Below are 16,121 nucleotides of genomic sequence, written 5' to 3'. Positions count from 1 at the left end.
GTTCGCCCTCAACGAAATCCGTACGCCAGTACGCGCCGGTAACCCTTACGGGGCGGCTGATCATCCGCCCTGAGACCGGCCCGCCGTCCCGGCTTCGTGGAACAAGTGCGAAGATGGGTTCTCGGCAGGACAGGGCCCCCCTTACCCAGGGCCGAAGTAAAAGCGGCCGAACCACAGCCGCCGCCCGGTCATCGGAGACCGGCTCCGGCGTACCCATGCATGGAGGACGTGACGTGGCGAACGACGCCAGCACCGTTTTCGACCTAGTGATCCTCGGAGGCGGTAGCGGTGGTTACGCCGCTGCCCTGCGCGGGGCGCAGCTGGGCCTGGACGTCGCCCTGATCGAGAAGGGCAAGGTCGGCGGTACCTGCCTGCACAACGGCTGCATCCCCACCAAGGCGCTGCTGCACGCCGGTGAGATCGCCGACCAGGCTCGCGAGAGCGAGCAGTTCGGTGTCAAGGCCACCTTCGAGGGCATCGACATCAAGGCGGTCCACAAGTACAAGGACGAGGTCATCTCGGGCCTGTACAAGGGCCTGCAGGGCCTGATCGCCTCTCGCAAGGTGACCTACATCGAGGGCGAGGGCCGGCTGTCCTCCCCGACCTCCGTCGATGTGAACGGCCAGCGTGTCCAGGGCCGCCACGTCCTGCTGGCGACCGGCTCCGTGCCGAAGTCGCTGCCGGGCCTGGAGATCGACGGCAACCGCATCATCTCCTCGGACCACGCGCTCACGCTGGACCGCGTGCCGAAGTCCGCGATCGTGCTGGGCGGCGGCGTCATCGGCGTCGAGTTCGCCTCCGCGTGGAAGTCCTTCGGCACCGACGTGACCATCGTCGAGGGCCTCAAGCACCTCGTCCCGGTCGAGGACGAGAACAGCTCCAAGCTGCTGGAGCGGGCCTTCCGCAAGCGCGGCATCAAGTTCAACCTCGGCACCTTCTTCGACAAGGCCGAGTACACCGCCGACGGCGTGAAGGTCACCCTCGCCGACGGCAAGACCTTCGAGGCCGAGGTGCTGCTGGTCGCGATCGGCCGCGGGCCGGTCTCGGCGGGCCTGGGCTACGAGGAGCAGGGCGTCGCGATGGACCGCGGCTACGTCCTCGTCGACGAGTACATGCAGACCAACGTGCCGACCATCTCGGCCGTCGGTGACCTCGTTCCCACCCTCCAGCTCGCCCACGTCGGCTTCGCCGAGGGCATGCTGGTGGCGGAGCGGCTGGCCGGTCAGAAGACCGTGCCGATCGACTACGACGGCGTGCCGCGCGTCACGTACTGCCACCCCGAGGTCGCTTCGGTGGGCATCACCGAGGCCAAGGCCAAGGAGCTGTACGGCGCCGACAAGGTCGTCGCTCTCAAGTACAACCTCGCGGGCAACGGCAAGAGCAAGATCCTGAAGACCACGGGCGAGATCAAGCTCGTCCAGGTCAAGGACGGTGCCGTGGTCGGCGTCCACATGGTCGGTGACCGTATGGGCGAGCAGGTCGGTGAGGCCCAGCTGGTCTACAACTGGGAGGCCCTGCCGGCCGAGGTTGCGCAGCTCATCCACGCGCACCCGACGCAGAACGAGGCCCTCGGCGAGGCCCACCTGGCCCTGGCCGGCAAGCCTCTCCACTCCCACGACTGACCCCAGTCCCGGGCGCGACCACATCCGCACCACACTTGTAAGGAGCAACTGAAACCATGGCGGTTTCCGTAACCCTGCCGGCGCTCGGCGAGAGCGTCACCGAGGGCACCGTCACTCGCTGGCTCAAGGCCGAGGGTGAGCGCGTCGAGGCCGACGAGCCGCTGCTCGAGGTGTCGACCGACAAGGTCGACACCGAGATCCCCGCCCCGGCGTCCGGTGTCCTGTCCGCCATCAAGGTGGCCGAGGACGAGACCGTGGAGGTCGGCGCCGAGCTGGCCCTCATCGACGACGGCAGCGGTGCGCCCGCGGCCGAGGCGGCCCCGGCCGCCGCCGAGGCGCCCGCCGCCGAGGCCCCCGCGGCCGAGCCGCAGCCCGAGCCGGCTCCGGCCGCCGAGGCCCCCGCCCCCGCCGCTGCCCCCGCGGGCGGCGCCGAGGGCACCCCCGGTGCAAGCACCGGCTCCGCTGGAGCCTCCGGCACTGAAGTTCTCCTCCCCGCGCTCGGCGAGAGCGTCACCGAGGGCACCGTCACCCGCTGGCTGAAGGAGGTCGGCGAGGAGGTCCAGGCCGACGAGCCGCTGCTGGAGGTCTCGACCGACAAGGTCGACACCGAGATCCCCGCCCCGGCGTCCGGCACCCTGCTGGAGATCGTCGTCGGTGAGGACGAGACGGCCGAGGTCGGCGCCAAGCTCGCCGTCATCGGTGCCGCAGGTGCCGCTCCGGCCGCCGCCCCGGCTCCGGCCGCGCCGGCCCCGGCCGCCGCTCCGGAGCCCACCCCGGCACCGGCCACCGCGCCGGCCCCGGCTCCCGCTCCGGCCGCTGCCGCCCCGGCTCCGGCCGCGCCGGCTCCGGCCCCCCAGCCGGCCGCTGCCCCCGCCCCGGCCCCCGCGGCCGCCGGTGAGGGCGACGGCGCCTACGTCACCCCGCTGGTGCGCAAGCTCGCCGCGGAGAACGGCGTCGACCTGTCCACGGTCAAGGGCACCGGTGTCGGTGGCCGCATCCGCAAGCAGGACGTCACCGCAGCCGCCGAGGCCGCCAAGGCCGCAGCCCCGGCTCCGGCCGCCGCCCCGGCCGCCTCCAAGGCCCCGGTCATCGAGGCGTCCCCGCTGCGCGGCCAGACCGTCAAGATGCCGCGGATGCGCAAGGTCATCGGCGACAACATGATGAAGGCCCTGCACGGCCAGGCGCAGCTGACCACCGTGGTCGAGGTGGACATCACCGCGATCATGCGGATGCGCAACAAGGCCAAGGACGCGTTCGCGCAGCGTGAGGGCGTCAAGCTCTCCCCGATGCCGTTCTTCGTCAAGGCCGCGGTCCAGGCGCTGAAGGCCCACCCGGTCGTCAACGCCCGGATCAACGAGGACGAGGGCACCATCACCTACTTCGACACCGAGAACGTCGGTATCGCGGTGGACGCGGAGAAGGGCCTGATGACCCCGGTCATCAAGGACGCCGGTGACCTCAACATCGCCGGTATCGCCCGCAAGACGGCGGACCTGGCGGGCAAGGTCCGCGCGAACAAGATCACGCCGGACGAGCTGTCCGGTGCGACCTTCACCATCAGCAACACCGGTTCGCGCGGCGCCCTGTTCGACACCGTCATCGTGCCCCCGAACCAGGTCGGCATCCTGGGCATCGGTGCGACCGTCAAGCGCCCGGTGGTCATCAACCACCCGGACCTCGGCGAGACCATCGCGGTGCGCGACATGACCTACCTGGCGCTCTCCTACGACCACCGTCTGGTGGACGGCGCGGACGCCGCCCGTTACCTGACCACGGTCAAGCAGATCCTGGAGGCCGCCGAGTTCGAGACCGAGATCGGTCTCTGATTCCGGCAGTCACGCCATAGGTGTGCAAGCAGGGGTCGGCCCCGGTTCGTACGAGCCGGGGCCGGCCCCTTTGCGCGTCCTGAGCACTTTCGCCCGGGCCCTTCCGCCCGTCCCGGATAATGGCCCCCTCGTCACCACGCGCTCTGAAGGAGCACCTCATGACCCCGCCCGTCGTCCATTCGCTGCGCGAGCAGATCCGCGAGCACATCCTCGAGGGGATCGTCAGCGGCCGCTGGCAGCCGGGCGAGCGGATCGTGGAGCGGCGGATCGCGGTGGAGCTGGAGGTCAGCCAGACGCCCGTACGGGAGGCGCTGCGGGAGCTGGAATCGCTGCAGCTGATCGAGTCGGCACCCAACAAGGGCGTACGGGTACGGAATCTGACCGCGGACGACCTCAAGGAGAGCTACCCGGTGCGGGCCGGCCTGGAGCAGGTGGCCGCCGAACTGGCCGCGGGGCGGCTGGCCGAGGACACCGTGGCGCTGGAGCACGAGGTGGCGGCGCTGCGCGCGGCGGACCTGGCCGGTGACGGCGAGGCGCAGGTGCGGCACACCGTGGCCTTCCACCGGGAGATCGTGCAGGCGGCCGGGAACGCCGTCCTGCTGCACACCTGGGAGTCGCTGGGCATCGAGGTCTGGACGACGCTGTCGATCCGCTGGTTCAGCCCGGAGCCGCGTTCGCACGCCCAGGACCACCAGGAGATCGTGGACGCGTTCCGGCGGCGCGACCCGAAGATCGGCGCCTTGCTCAAGTCACACGTCCTGAGCTGCGCACCTCGGGTCTGAGAAGGACTCGGACGGGGCCGGCGGTCCCCTCTCCCGGCTGGCACGCGGTGCCCAAAATTGCGGCACCCCGTGCCGACCTGCGGTTATTCGTCCGGAGAGCGTTGATCGATCATCGATCAGAGGCGTATCGTCTTCCGTCGGGGCGCGACAACCCTGCCTGCCGAACTCGTAGGGGGTGTCGTCAAGGCCGCCGTCCACCCTGAAGGACGCGGCCGGTCACGACGGCACCCCCGAGCTATCTCCCGTCCGGAAAGGGGCCACCCATGCCCGATCCCGTGCGCCTGCCGTACAGCCAGCTCGACCAGCTCCCGGACCGCGACCCCGAGGAGACCGCCGAGTGGCGCGAGTCGCTTGACGCCGTCACCGAGGCAGCGGGCCCCCAGCGCGCCGCGTACCTGATGCGCCGCGCCCTGGAGCACACCGCGCGCACCGAAGGCACCGCCCTGCCGTCCCTCCTGGAGACGGACTACGTCAACACCATCCCGACCTCCGCCGAACCCGCCTTCCCCGGCGACGAGGCGATGGAGGCCCGGATCACGGCCTGGAACCGCTGGAACGCCGCCGCGATGGTGACCCGCGGCTCCGCGCTGGGCCTCGGCGGCCACATCGCCACCTTCGCCTCCGCCGCCTGGCTCTACGAGACCGGCTTCCAGCACTTCTTCCGCGGCAAGGAGGGGGACGGCAGCGGCGACCAGCTCTACATCCAGGGCCATGCCTCCCCCGGCGTCTACGCCCGCGCCTTCCTCGAAGGCCGCCTCACCGAGGACCACCTCGACCACTTCCGCCAGGAGGCCGGCGGCGAGGGCCTGCCCTCCTACCCGCACCCGCGGCGGCTGCCCTGGCTGTGGGAGTTCCCCACCGTCTCCATGGGCCTGGGCCCGCTCTCCGCCATCTACCAGGCGCGCTTCAACCGCTACCTGGAGCACCGCGGCATCAAGGACACCGCCCACTCCCACGTCTGGGCGTTCCTGGGCGACGGCGAGATGGACGAGCCCGAGTCGACCGCCGCACTGGCCCTCGCGGGCCGCGAGGGCCTGGACAACCTGACCTTCGTCATCAACTGCAACCTCCAGCGCCTCGACGGCCCGGTCCGTCCCAACTTCAAGATCGTGCAGGAGCTGGAGGCCCAGTTCCGCGCGGCCGGCTGGAACGTCGTCAAGTCGCTGTGGGGCCAGGCCTGGGACGAGGTCTTCGCGCTCGACACCGACGGCGCGCTGATCCGCCGCCTCGGCGAGACCCCCGACGCGCAGTTCCAGACGTACGCCACCCGCGACGCCGCCTACCTGCGCGAGCACTTCTTCGGCGCCAACGAGTCCCTGCAGGCCCTGGCCCGCAACCTCACCGACGCCAAGCTGCTGGAGCTGTTCCAGACCTCCCGCGCCGGCCACGAGCCGCGCAAGGTGTACGCCGCCTACAAGGCCGCCGTCGAGCACCGGGGCGCGCCGACCGTCATCCTGGCGCAGACCGTCAAGGGCTACACCCTCGGCGCGGGCTTCGAGTCCCGCAACGCCAACCACCAGATGAAGAAGCTCACCATGGCGGAGTTCCGCACCATGCGTGACGTGCTCGAACTCCCCATCCCCGACAGCGCGCTGGAGGGCGACCGGGTGCCGTACTGGCGCCCCGCCGACGACTCCCCCGAGATGGTCTACCTGCGCGAACGCCGCGCCGCCCTCGACGGCCCGGCCCCCGCCCGCAAGGTCGTCGCCAAGCCGCTGCCGATGCCCGCCGACAAGACCTTCGACGCCTTGAAGAAGGGCTCCGGCAGCCAGGAGATCGCCACCACCATGGCGTTCGTCCGGCTGGTCAAGGACCTGATGCGGGACAAGGAGACCGGCAAGCGCTGGGTCCCGATCGTCCCCGACGAGGCCCGCACCTTCGGCATGGAATCGCTCTTCCCGACCGCCGGCCTCTACTCCCCCAAGGGCGCGACCTACGACCCGGTCGACCGCGATCAGCTGCTCTGGTACAAGGAAGCCAAGGACGGCCAGATCCTCAACGAGGGCATCACCGAGGCCGGTTCGCTCGCCGACTTCACCGCCGCCGCGACGTCCTACGCGACGCACGGCGAGCCGATGATCCCCTTCTACATCTTCTACTCGATGTTCGGCTGGCAGCGCACCGCCGACCAGTTCTGGGCGCTGGCCGACCAGTTGGGCCGCGGCTTCGTCATCGGCGCCACCGCCGGCCGCACCACGATGACCGGCGAGGGCCTCCAGCACGCCGACGGCCACTCCCACCTGATCGCCTCCACCAACCCGGCGGCGCTCTCCTACGACCCGGCCTTCGCCTACGAGGTGGCCGTGATCGTCAAGGAGGGCCTGCGCCGGATGTACGGCCCCGACGCCGAGGACGTCTTCTACTACCTCACGGTCTACAACGAGACCAAGGTCCAGCCGGCCATGCCCGAGGGCGTCGAGGAGGGCATCCTCAAGGGCCTGTACCGCTTCAACGAGGGCACCAGGCCCGAGGCCGACAGCCCGCAGCTGCAGCTCCTCGCGTCCGGTACCGCCATCCACTGGGCCCTGGAGGCGCAGCAGCTGCTGGCCGACGACTGGGGCGTGGCGGCGGACGTCTGGTCGGCGCCGTCCTGGACGGAGCTGCGCCGCGACGCCCTGGAGTGCGATGCCGCCCGCATGGAGGGCGAGGACCGTATCCCGTACATCACCCGTGCGCTGGCCGGCGCCCCCGGCCCGGTCGTCGCGGTGAGCGACTGGATGCGGGCGGTCCCCGACCAGATCGCCCCCTGGGTCGAGCAGGACTGGACCTCCATCGGCACCGACGGCTTCGGCCTGTCCGACACCCGCGAGGCGGCCCGCCGCCACTTCGGCGTCGACCCGCAGTCGGTGGTCGTCCAGGCGCTCGCCGCCCTCGCCCGTCGCGGCCAGGTCAAGCCGGAGGCGGTCAAGGAGGCCAGGGAGCGCTACGGCCTGTGAGCCACGGGCCGCCACACCGCGCGCGGCCCCTGCCTCGCCGGCGGCCCCGCCCCACACCGGGCGCCGCCCGCCCTCCGGGGCACCCCAACTCCCGTGTGGAGGCCACCTTCCCGCGCCCGGGGCCTCCACACGGGAACCCACCACCGGCCCGGCCAACCACGCCCTGACTACGGCCGGGCCGGGCTGTCTTTATGCCTGTGCGGTGCGGTGCGCTGCGGTGCCGCTGGCGGGGGCGTGGTCGCTGCGCGGCGTGGAGTCGGTGCGGGTGTGCCTGTGGCTGGGGGCCGGGCGCCGTTTCGTTGTGGGTGGTGGGTCGGAGGGGACGCCCGGTACCCCGTCCTCGGCGCGGGCGGCCCTGGTCCATGGAGTTGAGTACCCCGGCGTTCGCTCCGGTCCTGCGGGCGGGGCACCGGACATCCCCTCCGACCGCTGCCCGTCGGCGACCGTCCCGCCGTACCCATCACCGTTACGGCTCCGGGAGCTCACCCCTTGGCAGGACGCTGGGCAACTGGCAGGACACTGGGCAACGGGGCAACAGTCAGGCCCAAGCCACACCCGGCCTTGGCAGAGCGCCAGGCAACCACCAGGGTCGCGCCGGACTAGGCCTTGGCAGGGCGCTGGGCAACCACCAAGCCGCGCCACACCACCCCTTGGCAGGGCACTGGGCAACCACCAGGTCCGCGCCCACACCACCCCTGGGCAGGGCACTGACCGACCGGGCGCACAGGTTGTCGTCCGCCCCGCCCGTCTTCGTCCGGCCGATCCCACCGACCCGCACCGGGTGTTCTTCAGCGGACCCGCACCGGGTGTTGCTGGCTTTGGACCCGCCCCGGGGTTCCTTGACCGGAGGCGGCGCGCCTGCGCCTGTGGTCAGTGACGGACGGTGCCACCGGCCGACAGCCGGGAATGAACGAAGGCCGGAGGGGATGCCCGGTGCCCCGCCCGCAGGACCGGAGCGAACGCCGGGGTACTCAACTCCACGTACCAGATCCGCCCGCGCCGAGGACGGGGTACCGGGCGTCCCCTCCGGCCCCCGCGGCAACCACGAACCCCGCAAAGGCGCCGGCCCCAACGGCCCAACCGGCAACACCGAGGCCCGGCGGCAACAACGCCCCCAAGGGGCGCGAGGAACTGCGCGCCCAGCCACAACCCACCCGCAGACAACCAACGCGCCCCATCATGGACCCATGCGCGCTGCCCGCCTGATCAAAATGGTGCTACTGCTGCAGGCACGACCATCGATGACGGCCGCCGAGCTGGCACGGGAGCTGGAGGTCTCCGAGCGTACGGTCGCCCGGGACGTCCTCTCGCTCTCCGAGGCCGGGGTGCCCGTATACGCGGACCGCGGCCGAGCCGGCGGCTACCGCCTCATTGGCGGCTACCGCACACGGCTCACCGGCCTCGGCCGCAGCGAGGCGGAAGCCCTCTTCCTGTCCGGAGTGCCCTCCGCCCTGCGCGAGATGGGCCTTGCCGACGCCGCGTCCGCCGCCCGGCTGAAGGTCTCCGCCGCCCTGCTGCCCGAGCTGCGGGACGCCGCGACCGGCGCCGCCCAGCGCTTTCACCTCGACGCACCGGGGTGGTATCAGGAGCCCGAGACACCCGCCCTGCTCCCCAAGATCGCCGACGCGGTCTGGGACGACCGCCGGATCACCGCCCGCTACCTCCGCAAGGACACCGAGGTGGAACGGGAGTTGGAGCCGTACGGCCTCGTACTGAAGGCAGGCGTCTGGTATCTGGCGGCGCGTACACAGGGCGACTACCGCGTCTACCGTGTCGACCGGTTCACCGAGGTGGCGCCCACCGGGAGCGGCGCCACCTCCGGGACCGACGACGCAAACGACGCAGACGACGCCGACCGCACCGACAAAACCGACACCACCGACGGGCGGTTCGCCCGCGACGCCTCCTTCGACCTCCCGGAGTTCTGGGCACAGCGGGCGGCCCAGTTCGCCCGGTCGATCCTGCGCGAGGAGGTGGTGCTGCGGCTCTCCCCACGCGGCGTCCGCCAACTGCCGTACGTCACCGAACGCGCCGCGGCCCGCGAGGCGATCGAGCGGGCGCAGACCGCGGACGGTCCCGACGAGCACAGCCGGCTGACCGTGACACTCGCCGTGGAGTCCGCCGAGGTCGCCTACGCCCAGCTGCTGGCGCTCGGCCCGGAGGGCGACATCCTCGCACCTCCCGAACTGCGTGAGCGCTTCGCCTCGGCCGCCCGCCGGATGGCCGCGCTGTACCCGGAGGGGGACACGGCAGGAGCCGGGCCGGACGCGGACGGACCGGGCGAGGGCAAACCAGGCGAGACCGGACCTGGCCACGGCGGCCCGTGATCCGCCGGATGGTGCTCCGACGCGGGCGGCCCCCAACCGAAACCGGCCCGCGTCAGCAGCAGCCGTCAGCGGGATCCGTCAGCGGTACTCCTCCGCGCTGCTCTCCTTCCCCCCGAAGACGACCTCCTCGAAGTAACCGAAGCAGTCCGGCCGCGAGCCATCCGTATCGGTGAAGTCGTACTCCTTCGCCAGCTGCCCGCTGGAGAGCGACCGGCCGCTCCAGCGCTCCTTGGCCGGGTCGGCGGCGAGCGCCCGTACGCCGCGGGCGATCAGGGCCGGCGATTCGGCGATGGCGAAGTGCGGCTCCTCGGCCACCGCATCGCGCCAGTTCTCCTCCGTCACCCCGAAGTGGTCGAGCATCTCCTCGGAGCGGAGGAAGCCGGGGGTGAGCGAGACCGCCGTGCCCCCGTGGTCCTTCAGTTCGGCGGCGAGACCGAAGGCGATGCGGTGCGGCGCGTTCTTGGTGAGGTCGAAGCAGAGGTTGCCCCGGTAGGTGCGGTTGAAGGCGGCGGTGCCGTCGGTGACCTCGACCACCAGACCGCCGGGCCGCCTGATCAGCAGGGGCAGGGCGTAATGGCTGGTGATGACGTGGGTGTCGATGCCGAGGCGGAACATCCGCAGCCCGTTCTCCAGGTCGAGGTCCCACAGCTTGGTGTCGAACTCGATCAGCCGGTCGCCACCCCAGACGCTGTTGACCAGTACGTCCAGTCGCCCCTGTTCCCGGTCGATGCGCTCGGTCAGCGCCTTGACCTGTGCGGGATCCAGATGGTCGGTCGGTACGGCGATACCGGTGCCGCCCGCCGCGCTCACCAGCTCCGCGGTCTGCTCGATCGTCTCCGTGGCCCGGCCGACCTCGCTGACCCGTTCCCTGGTCGTCCGGCCCGTCACATACACCAGGGCGCCGGCCCGCCCCAGCTCGACCGCCATCGCCCGCCCGGCCCCGCGGGTCGCCCCGGCCACCAGCGCCACCCGTCCCGCCAGTTCCCGCTGTCCCGTCATGTACGCCACTCCTCGCTGTCGGTGCTCGCATCCGTACACGGCGACCGTGGCAGGGAAACCCGACATCTCCTGTCCGGATTCACCGGCCGCCTGCCCGGGATTCACCGGCCGCCGTACAGCGATCCGCCCGACGCCTTCCGTCCGGCGCCTACGGACGGAGCGCGCGCACCGTCCCCCCGCTCCGCAGCCGTCCGACGACCTCGTCGGGGGCGTTCTTCCCGGCGGGCGCGGTGAGCGTGTTCGTGTGGCCGGAGACCCGTACCCCGCCGGTGGCGTCGATGCCGCCGACCCCTTGGCTGCCGGCCGCGAGCAGGTACCACTTGCCGGACTGCGCCCGCCAGTGGACGTTCCCGAGCACGGGGGATCCGAAGCGGCTGCAGGCGGCGGTGTCCCCGGCCCGTCCGGCGATCCGGCCGGGCCCGTCCGGGCGGGTGGCGGGCGGCAGGAAATGCAGGGTCACGCTGCCGGGCCCGCGCCAGGTGTCGGCACGGCTGCACACCCAGGTCGCGCTGCCGCTGTCCTCCGGGAGGCGCTGGCCGGCGAACGCCCAGTTGTCGACGGACCGTACGCCGGCGCCCCGCAGCGCCCCGAGCGAGCAGGCCGTACGGGCCCAGCCCTGCAGGGCCGGGGTGCCGGTCGCCTCGCCCGCCTGGGCGGCCGGTGCGCCGCCGGGCGGCACGGAGGTGAGGTGGACGGGGACGAGGTCGTTGAGGTCGGTCAGCAGGAAGGGAGGGTTCACGCCGGTGCCCGCGATCCGGGTCGAGGGCCGGAACTGGGCCGCGGGCCAGTGTCCGCAGCCGGTGCCCCCCTCGGGCGGTACCGGGATGCGGTCGGTGACCCCGTCCGGCGTGACATGCAGCCCGTGCACCGGGGCGGCCGGTGCCAGCAGGTCGCGGACGCCCACGTCGGAGACCCACGGCGCCAGCAGATAACGCATCCAGCCGTTGCCGCGGCCGATCACCAGCGCGGCACCGGTCGTCAGATCCGCGTCGTCGACCCGTGCGAAGTGCAGGGTGGGCGTGGCGCCTTCGGGCTCGGCGTAGCGCACCAGCCGCTCGCCGTCGTAGAAGACCACGACCGTCACGGCGTCGATCTGGCCCGCGTACAGCAGCTGCGGCGGGTGGTCGGGCGGCCGGGTGGAGGTGCCCGCGGACGCCATGATCCGGGCGTCGGCGGGTGGCGCCGCCCAGACCCGCAGCGCCCGCGCCAGCAGCTCCCGGTCGCCGGCCTGCCGGCCGCGGACGGGCCAGGCGGTGAAGTCCACCCGGGAGGTGTCCGTCCACTCTTCGTTGGGGGTGCGCAGCAGCCGGCCCGGGTCCAGCGCCTGCTGCGCGGTGGTCGGTGGGCGCCCCGTCCGGTCCCCGTCGCCGCGCGCCAGCCCGGCCGCCGCGGCGCCGACCGCCACTACGGCCACCAGCGCGATCGCCGCCCGCACCCGCTGCCGGCGGCGCAGCAGGTCGGTCGGCCGGGTCTGCACCGTGCACGGGTCGAACTCCGCCGAATTCAGCAGGGCCGCGGCGCCCGTCTCCGTCTCCCGGTCCAGCTGCGCCGCCGCCCGCTGTGCCGCATCGGGCTCCTCGACCCCGGCCCGTGCCAGCACGCTGCGTGCGGCGTCCTCGTCCAGTCCTTCCAGATGCCACAGCCCGAGGGCGGCGCGTACCGACGCCGGCACCGTGGACAGCGCCTGGTCCAGGGCGAGTTCTTCGGCGCCGCCGACCCGCGGGAAGAGCCGCAGGCCCCAGACCTGGGGCAGGGCCGCCGGTCCCCGAAGGGGCCGTCCCTCATACGCCAGCGCCAGCCGCAGGGCCCGCAGCCGCACCATGTCGTAGCCCGGTTCGGCCGCCGGGCCGCGCTGTGCCGGCAGTCCGCCGTCCGGCCGGCGCAGCCGCGCTCTCGGCAGCGCCCGCTGGACCAGGCCGTGTGCGGTCAGGACCCGGCGGTGGCGGCCCGTCGACGGGGGCAGGACGAGGTAGGTGAGGCGGACGAGCCGTGGATAGTGCTCGACGAGGGCCGCCTCGGCCCGTTCGACATCGGCCCGGGTGCGTTCGTCCATGGGCATGGCCTGGAACAGCCCTTCGCGAAATGGTGGATATGCCGTCGTTCGGTCGTTGCACGCCGTCCAACGAGTGATTCTTGGGACGGTCACACGGCGGCGCCGGCCCGGTGAGCGAACCCGGTCCGAACACCCCGTCAGCGGCGCGCCCGCCAGGTCACCGATCCGGATACGGACCCCGTCGCATCCGGGGTACTCCGCATGCGACGGGCGCCGGCAGGGCAGATGCTGGAGCGGTGATGGACGAGACGGAGTTCTGGGAACTGATCGACGGTTCCCGCGAGGCCGCCGCGGGCGACCCCGAGGAGCAGGCCGACGCGCTGGTCGAGCGGCTCCTCGGGCTCGACCCGGATGCCGTCGTGGACTTCGCCCGCCACTTCGAGGCCCGCTACAACCGGGCGTACTCCTGGGATCTGTGGGCCGCGGCCTCGGTGCTGCTCGGCGGCGCCGGCGACGACGCCTTCGACTACTTCCGCTGCTGGCTGATCGCCCAGGGCCGGGAGGTCTTCGAGGGCGCGCTGCACGACCCCGACCAGCTCGCCGAGCTGCTGGACGACTTCGACGAGGCGGTGGACGGCGACGCCGAGGAGGTGGGCTACGCCGCCGACGAGGCGTACGAGCAGCTGACCGGCGGGGTGATGCCGGACCTGGGGCTGCCCGCGCCGCCCCGCGAACCGGTCGGCACGTACCTGGACTTCGACGACGACCGGAGCATGGCGGAGCGCTTCCCCACCCTCTGGGACCGTTTCCGGCCGTAGCAACGGGGCCGGTTCGCACCGGGGCGCGGCGGGCTCCGGCCCCCGGGTGCCACCACCGGTCCTTCGTTGCGGGCAGTATGGCTCCATGCGGATCGCGATCACCGGCTCGACCGGGCTCATCGGCACGGCGCTCGTACGGTCTCTGCGCGCGGAGGGCCATGACGTCGTACGGCTCGTACGGCGGGCGCCGGCGGCCGCCGACGAGGTGCGCTGGGACCCCGGGCGCCAGGAGGTCGACACCGCCGGGCTGGCCGGCTGCGGGGCCGTCGTCCATCTGGCCGGCGCCGGGGTCGGCGACCACCGCTGGACGGCCGCCTACAAGCAGGAGATCCGCGACAGCCGGGTCCTGGGCACCCGGGCCCTCGCCTCGGCCCTCGCCGCCATGGACGCCCCGCCGGAAGTCTTGGTGTGCGGCAGCGCGATCGGCTACTACGGCGACACCGGCGACCGGCCGACGGACGAGAGCGCGCCGGCCGGCCACGGGTTCCTGCCGGAGGTCTGTGTGGCCTGGGAGGACGCCGCGAAGCCGGCCCAGGACGCGGGCATCCGTACCGTCTTCGCCCGCACCGGTCTGGTCGTGGCACGGTCCGGCGGCGCCTGGGGCCGGCTCTTCCCCGTCTTCCGGCTCGGTCTGGGCGGCCGGCTCGGCGACGGCAGCCAGTACTGGAGCTTCATCGCCCTGGAGGACCACATCAGGGCGCTCCGCCACCTCATCGACACCGAGGGCCTGGCCGGTCCGGTCAACCTCACGGCTCCGGAGCCGGTCACCAACCGCGAGGTCACCGCCGTGATGGGCCATGTCCTGGGCCGCCCCACGCTGTTCACCGTGCCGGCGCCGGTCCTGCGGGCCGCCCTGGGCGAGTTCGCCGGCGATGTGCTGGGCAGTCAGCGGGTCATTCCGCGGCGGCTGCTGGACTCCGGGTTCACGTTCAACCGTCCGCGCATCATCGAGGCGGTCCGGGCCGCCGCGTAGCGCTCCGGACCCGGACGACGCCCCTGGTTCCCGGGCTCCGTAGCCGTCCGCACCGGGGAGTCGTTCGCGTCCTACCCGAGTCATGCGCGTCCTACCGTCGCCCGCACCGCGGAGTCGCCCGCACCGCGGAGTCGCCCGCACCGCGGAGTCGCCCGCACCGCGGAGTCGTCCGCGTCACACCGTCGTCCGGGCGGCATAGCCGCGGGGCCACACGGGAAGCTTTGGCCAAGGGGCGCGTGGACGCGCCCCTTGGACGCCCCCTCTCGAACGGACCGCCGCCCTTCTGCCGACCTCGCACGCCTCATCTCGGTATCCCCCATGGCGGCACCGGGCACGACGGGGTGCGCCGCCGTTGGACCGACCTCGGGAGGGGCATGTGCTGCGTACCGCATCGGCCGTGGACGTCGTCATCGTGGGGGCCGGTCCGGCCGGACTCGCCGCCGCCCGCCATCTGACCGGGGCCGGGGTGTCCGTCACGGTCCTGGAGGCCGCGCCGCGGATCGGCGGCCGGTCCGCCACCGACCATCTCGACGGCTTCCGGCTGGACCGCTGCGGCCGGCCGCTGGCCGTCTCCGCCGCGGATCTGTGCCGTACCCCGGGCCTCGGTGATCTGACGCTCCGTCCGTTCGCGCCCGGGTTGAGCGTCCACAACGGCCAGCGGGCGCAGCGCGTCAGCGCGCCCCGGAGTGCGAAGGGCGCGCTGTCCGCGGCCCGCGCCCTCTCGCGCGCCGACCGCCGCGCGGAACGCAGGACGGAACGCAGGACGGAACGCCGTACGGAACGCCGGACGGACCGCTGGACGGAGCGTCAGACCGTCCGCCTCACCGATGGGCGGGCCGCACCGCCCCCGGACCGCCGCCCGGTCCGCCGTATCGACCGCCGTACGGACCGCCGCGCCGCCGACACCGCCGCCGCGCCCCCTGCCTTCGCCCCCCACGCCCCGCCCGCCGACCGTCCGATCCACGACGCCCTGGCGAGCCGCCCGGCCTTCCCGCACCGCGGCCACGACGCGTTCCTGCGACCCCTGCTGACCGCGCTGCTGTGCGATCCAAAATTGCGCGGCTCCAGCCGGGGCGCGGCGGCGGCGCTGCGCGCCTACGCCCAGGGCCGGTTGTGGCTGCCGGCCGGCGGCGCCGGGGCCGTCCCCGAACTGCTCGCCGCCGCCCTGCCGCCCGGCACGGTCCGTACATCCGTGCAGGTCACCGCCGTCTCCACCACCGGTGTCAGCACCGCGGAGCACGGTCATATCCCCTGCCGGGCGGTACTGGTGGCCACCGGCGCGCGGGAGGCGGCCGAGCTGTTGCCGGGACTGCGGGTGCCGGCCTTCCACCCGGTCGCCGTCCTGCACCACACCGCGGCGGCGGACGGGGGCCGCGCCGCGCAGTCCCGCGACACCGCCCTGATCCTCCCGACGGACGGTCCGGTCGCCTACAGCTACGCCGCCGGCGCCATCGACCCCTCCCGTACGCCGCCGGGCCGGTCCCTGCTCACCACGACCGTGCTCGGCGCCGCCGCGATGCTGCCGCTGTCCGTACTGGACAAGACGGTCCGCCCCCAGCTCGACCGGATCTACGCTGCGCACACCGACGACTGGCAGCTGCTGACCGCCCATCACGACCCGTATGCGGTCCCCGCGATGCCGGCGCCGCACGACCCGGAGCGGCCGGTGCGGGTGCTCTCCGGCCTGTATGTGTGCGGCGATCACCGTGACACCGGCACGCTCCAGGGAGCGCTGAACTCGGGCCGCCGCGCCGCCCGCGCGCTCCTCCAGGACTTCGGGCTGCCGGCCTTCACCACGGAACCGGACGCCCTGCCCAGGGCGGCCTGAACCGGCTGGCCGGGCCC

10 protein-coding genes are annotated in these 16,121 nt (G+C 73.0%); 8 read left to right on the top strand and 2 right to left on the bottom strand.

The window, feature by feature from the left end:
* The first annotated feature begins 233 nt into the window (after window positions 1–233).
* From lpdA to D9V36_RS31710, 5 genes are all read left to right on the top strand, one after another.
* A complete protein-coding gene (lpdA, locus tag D9V36_RS31730) occupies window positions 234–1,622 on the top strand; it encodes a dihydrolipoyl dehydrogenase (RefSeq protein ID WP_129296789.1) in 1,389 nt (462 codons plus the stop codon).
* 56 nt (window positions 1,623–1,678) lie between these two features.
* The gene (sucB, locus tag D9V36_RS31725; protein WP_129296788.1) at window positions 1,679–3,448 is read left to right on the top strand and encodes a 2-oxoglutarate dehydrogenase, E2 component, dihydrolipoamide succinyltransferase; all 1,770 of its coding nucleotides are present in this window, start codon (window positions 1,679–1,681) and stop codon (window positions 3,446–3,448) included.
* Between the two features lie 158 nt (window positions 3,449–3,606).
* Window positions 3,607–4,230, top strand: a complete 624-nt coding sequence (locus tag D9V36_RS31720; RefSeq protein ID WP_129296787.1) for a GntR family transcriptional regulator — start codon at window positions 3,607–3,609, stop codon at window positions 4,228–4,230.
* A 263-nt stretch (window positions 4,231–4,493) separates the two neighbouring features.
* On the top strand, window positions 4,494–7,166 hold the full coding sequence (gene aceE, locus D9V36_RS31715) for a pyruvate dehydrogenase (acetyl-transferring), homodimeric type (RefSeq protein ID WP_129296786.1): 2,673 nt from the start codon (window positions 4,494–4,496) through the stop codon (window positions 7,164–7,166).
* A 1,187-nt stretch (window positions 7,167–8,353) separates the two neighbouring features.
* Window positions 8,354–9,493 (top strand): helix-turn-helix transcriptional regulator, encoded by a 1,140-nt coding sequence (locus D9V36_RS31710; RefSeq protein WP_129296785.1) that lies wholly within the window; start codon window positions 8,354–8,356, stop codon window positions 9,491–9,493.
* Between the two features lie 78 nt (window positions 9,494–9,571).
* Here the strand turns inward: D9V36_RS31710 and D9V36_RS31705 are convergent, their stop codons facing one another.
* Entirely contained in the window at window positions 9,572–10,492 is a 921-nt protein-coding gene (locus D9V36_RS31705) for an SDR family oxidoreductase (RefSeq protein WP_129296784.1), read from the bottom strand.
* Window positions 10,493–10,640: 148 nt separating this feature from the next.
* Window positions 10,641–12,545 (bottom strand): hypothetical protein, encoded by a 1,905-nt coding sequence (locus D9V36_RS31700; protein WP_129296783.1) that lies wholly within the window; start codon window positions 12,543–12,545, stop codon window positions 10,641–10,643.
* Between the two features lie 239 nt (window positions 12,546–12,784).
* Between D9V36_RS31700 and D9V36_RS31695 the strand changes: the two genes are divergently transcribed.
* The 3 genes from D9V36_RS31695 to D9V36_RS31685 all read left to right on the top strand — a co-directional run bounded on the left by D9V36_RS31695 (window position 12,785) and on the right by D9V36_RS31685 (window position 16,104).
* Entirely contained in the window at window positions 12,785–13,303 is a 519-nt protein-coding gene (locus D9V36_RS31695) for a DUF4240 domain-containing protein (protein WP_129296782.1), read from the top strand.
* Between the two features lie 85 nt (window positions 13,304–13,388).
* Window positions 13,389–14,276, top strand: coding sequence for a TIGR01777 family oxidoreductase (locus D9V36_RS31690; protein ID WP_129296781.1), 888 nt, complete (start codon window positions 13,389–13,391; stop codon window positions 14,274–14,276).
* A gap of 376 nt (window positions 14,277–14,652) precedes the next feature.
* Entirely contained in the window at window positions 14,653–16,104 is a 1,452-nt protein-coding gene (locus tag D9V36_RS31685) for an FAD-dependent oxidoreductase (protein WP_129296780.1), read from the top strand.
* Window positions 16,105–16,121 lie beyond the last annotated feature (17 nt).

The organism is Streptomyces lydicus, assembly GCF_004125265.1.
Classification (GTDB): Bacteria; Actinomycetota; Actinomycetes; order Streptomycetales; family Streptomycetaceae; genus Streptomyces; species Streptomyces lydicus_C.
This window is presented reverse-complemented; position numbering and strand designations above follow the sequence as displayed.

What these genes read in the sequence shown, in the direction of transcription:
- sucB (WP_129296788.1), top strand. Translation starts at nt 1,679, where the DNA reads ATGGCGGTTTCCGTAACCCTGCCGGCGCTCGGCGAGAGCGTCACCGAG.
- D9V36_RS31720 (WP_129296787.1), top strand. Translation starts at nt 3,607, where the DNA reads ATGACCCCGCCCGTCGTCCATTCGCTGCGCGAGCAGATCCGCGAGCAC.
- aceE (WP_129296786.1), top strand. Translation starts at nt 4,494, where the DNA reads ATGCCCGATCCCGTGCGCCTGCCGTACAGCCAGCTCGACCAGCTCCCG.
- D9V36_RS31710 (WP_129296785.1), top strand. Translation starts at nt 8,354, where the DNA reads ATGCGCGCTGCCCGCCTGATCAAAATGGTGCTACTGCTGCAGGCACGA.
- D9V36_RS31705 (WP_129296784.1), bottom strand. Translation starts at nt 10,492, where the DNA reads ATGACGGGACAGCGGGAACTGGCGGGACGGGTGGCGCTGGTGGCCGGG.
- D9V36_RS31700 (WP_129296783.1), bottom strand. Translation starts at nt 12,545, where the DNA reads ATGGACGAACGCACCCGGGCCGATGTCGAACGGGCCGAGGCGGCCCTC.
- D9V36_RS31695 (WP_129296782.1), top strand. Translation starts at nt 12,785, where the DNA reads ATGGACGAGACGGAGTTCTGGGAACTGATCGACGGTTCCCGCGAGGCC.
- D9V36_RS31690 (WP_129296781.1), top strand. Translation starts at nt 13,389, where the DNA reads ATGCGGATCGCGATCACCGGCTCGACCGGGCTCATCGGCACGGCGCTC.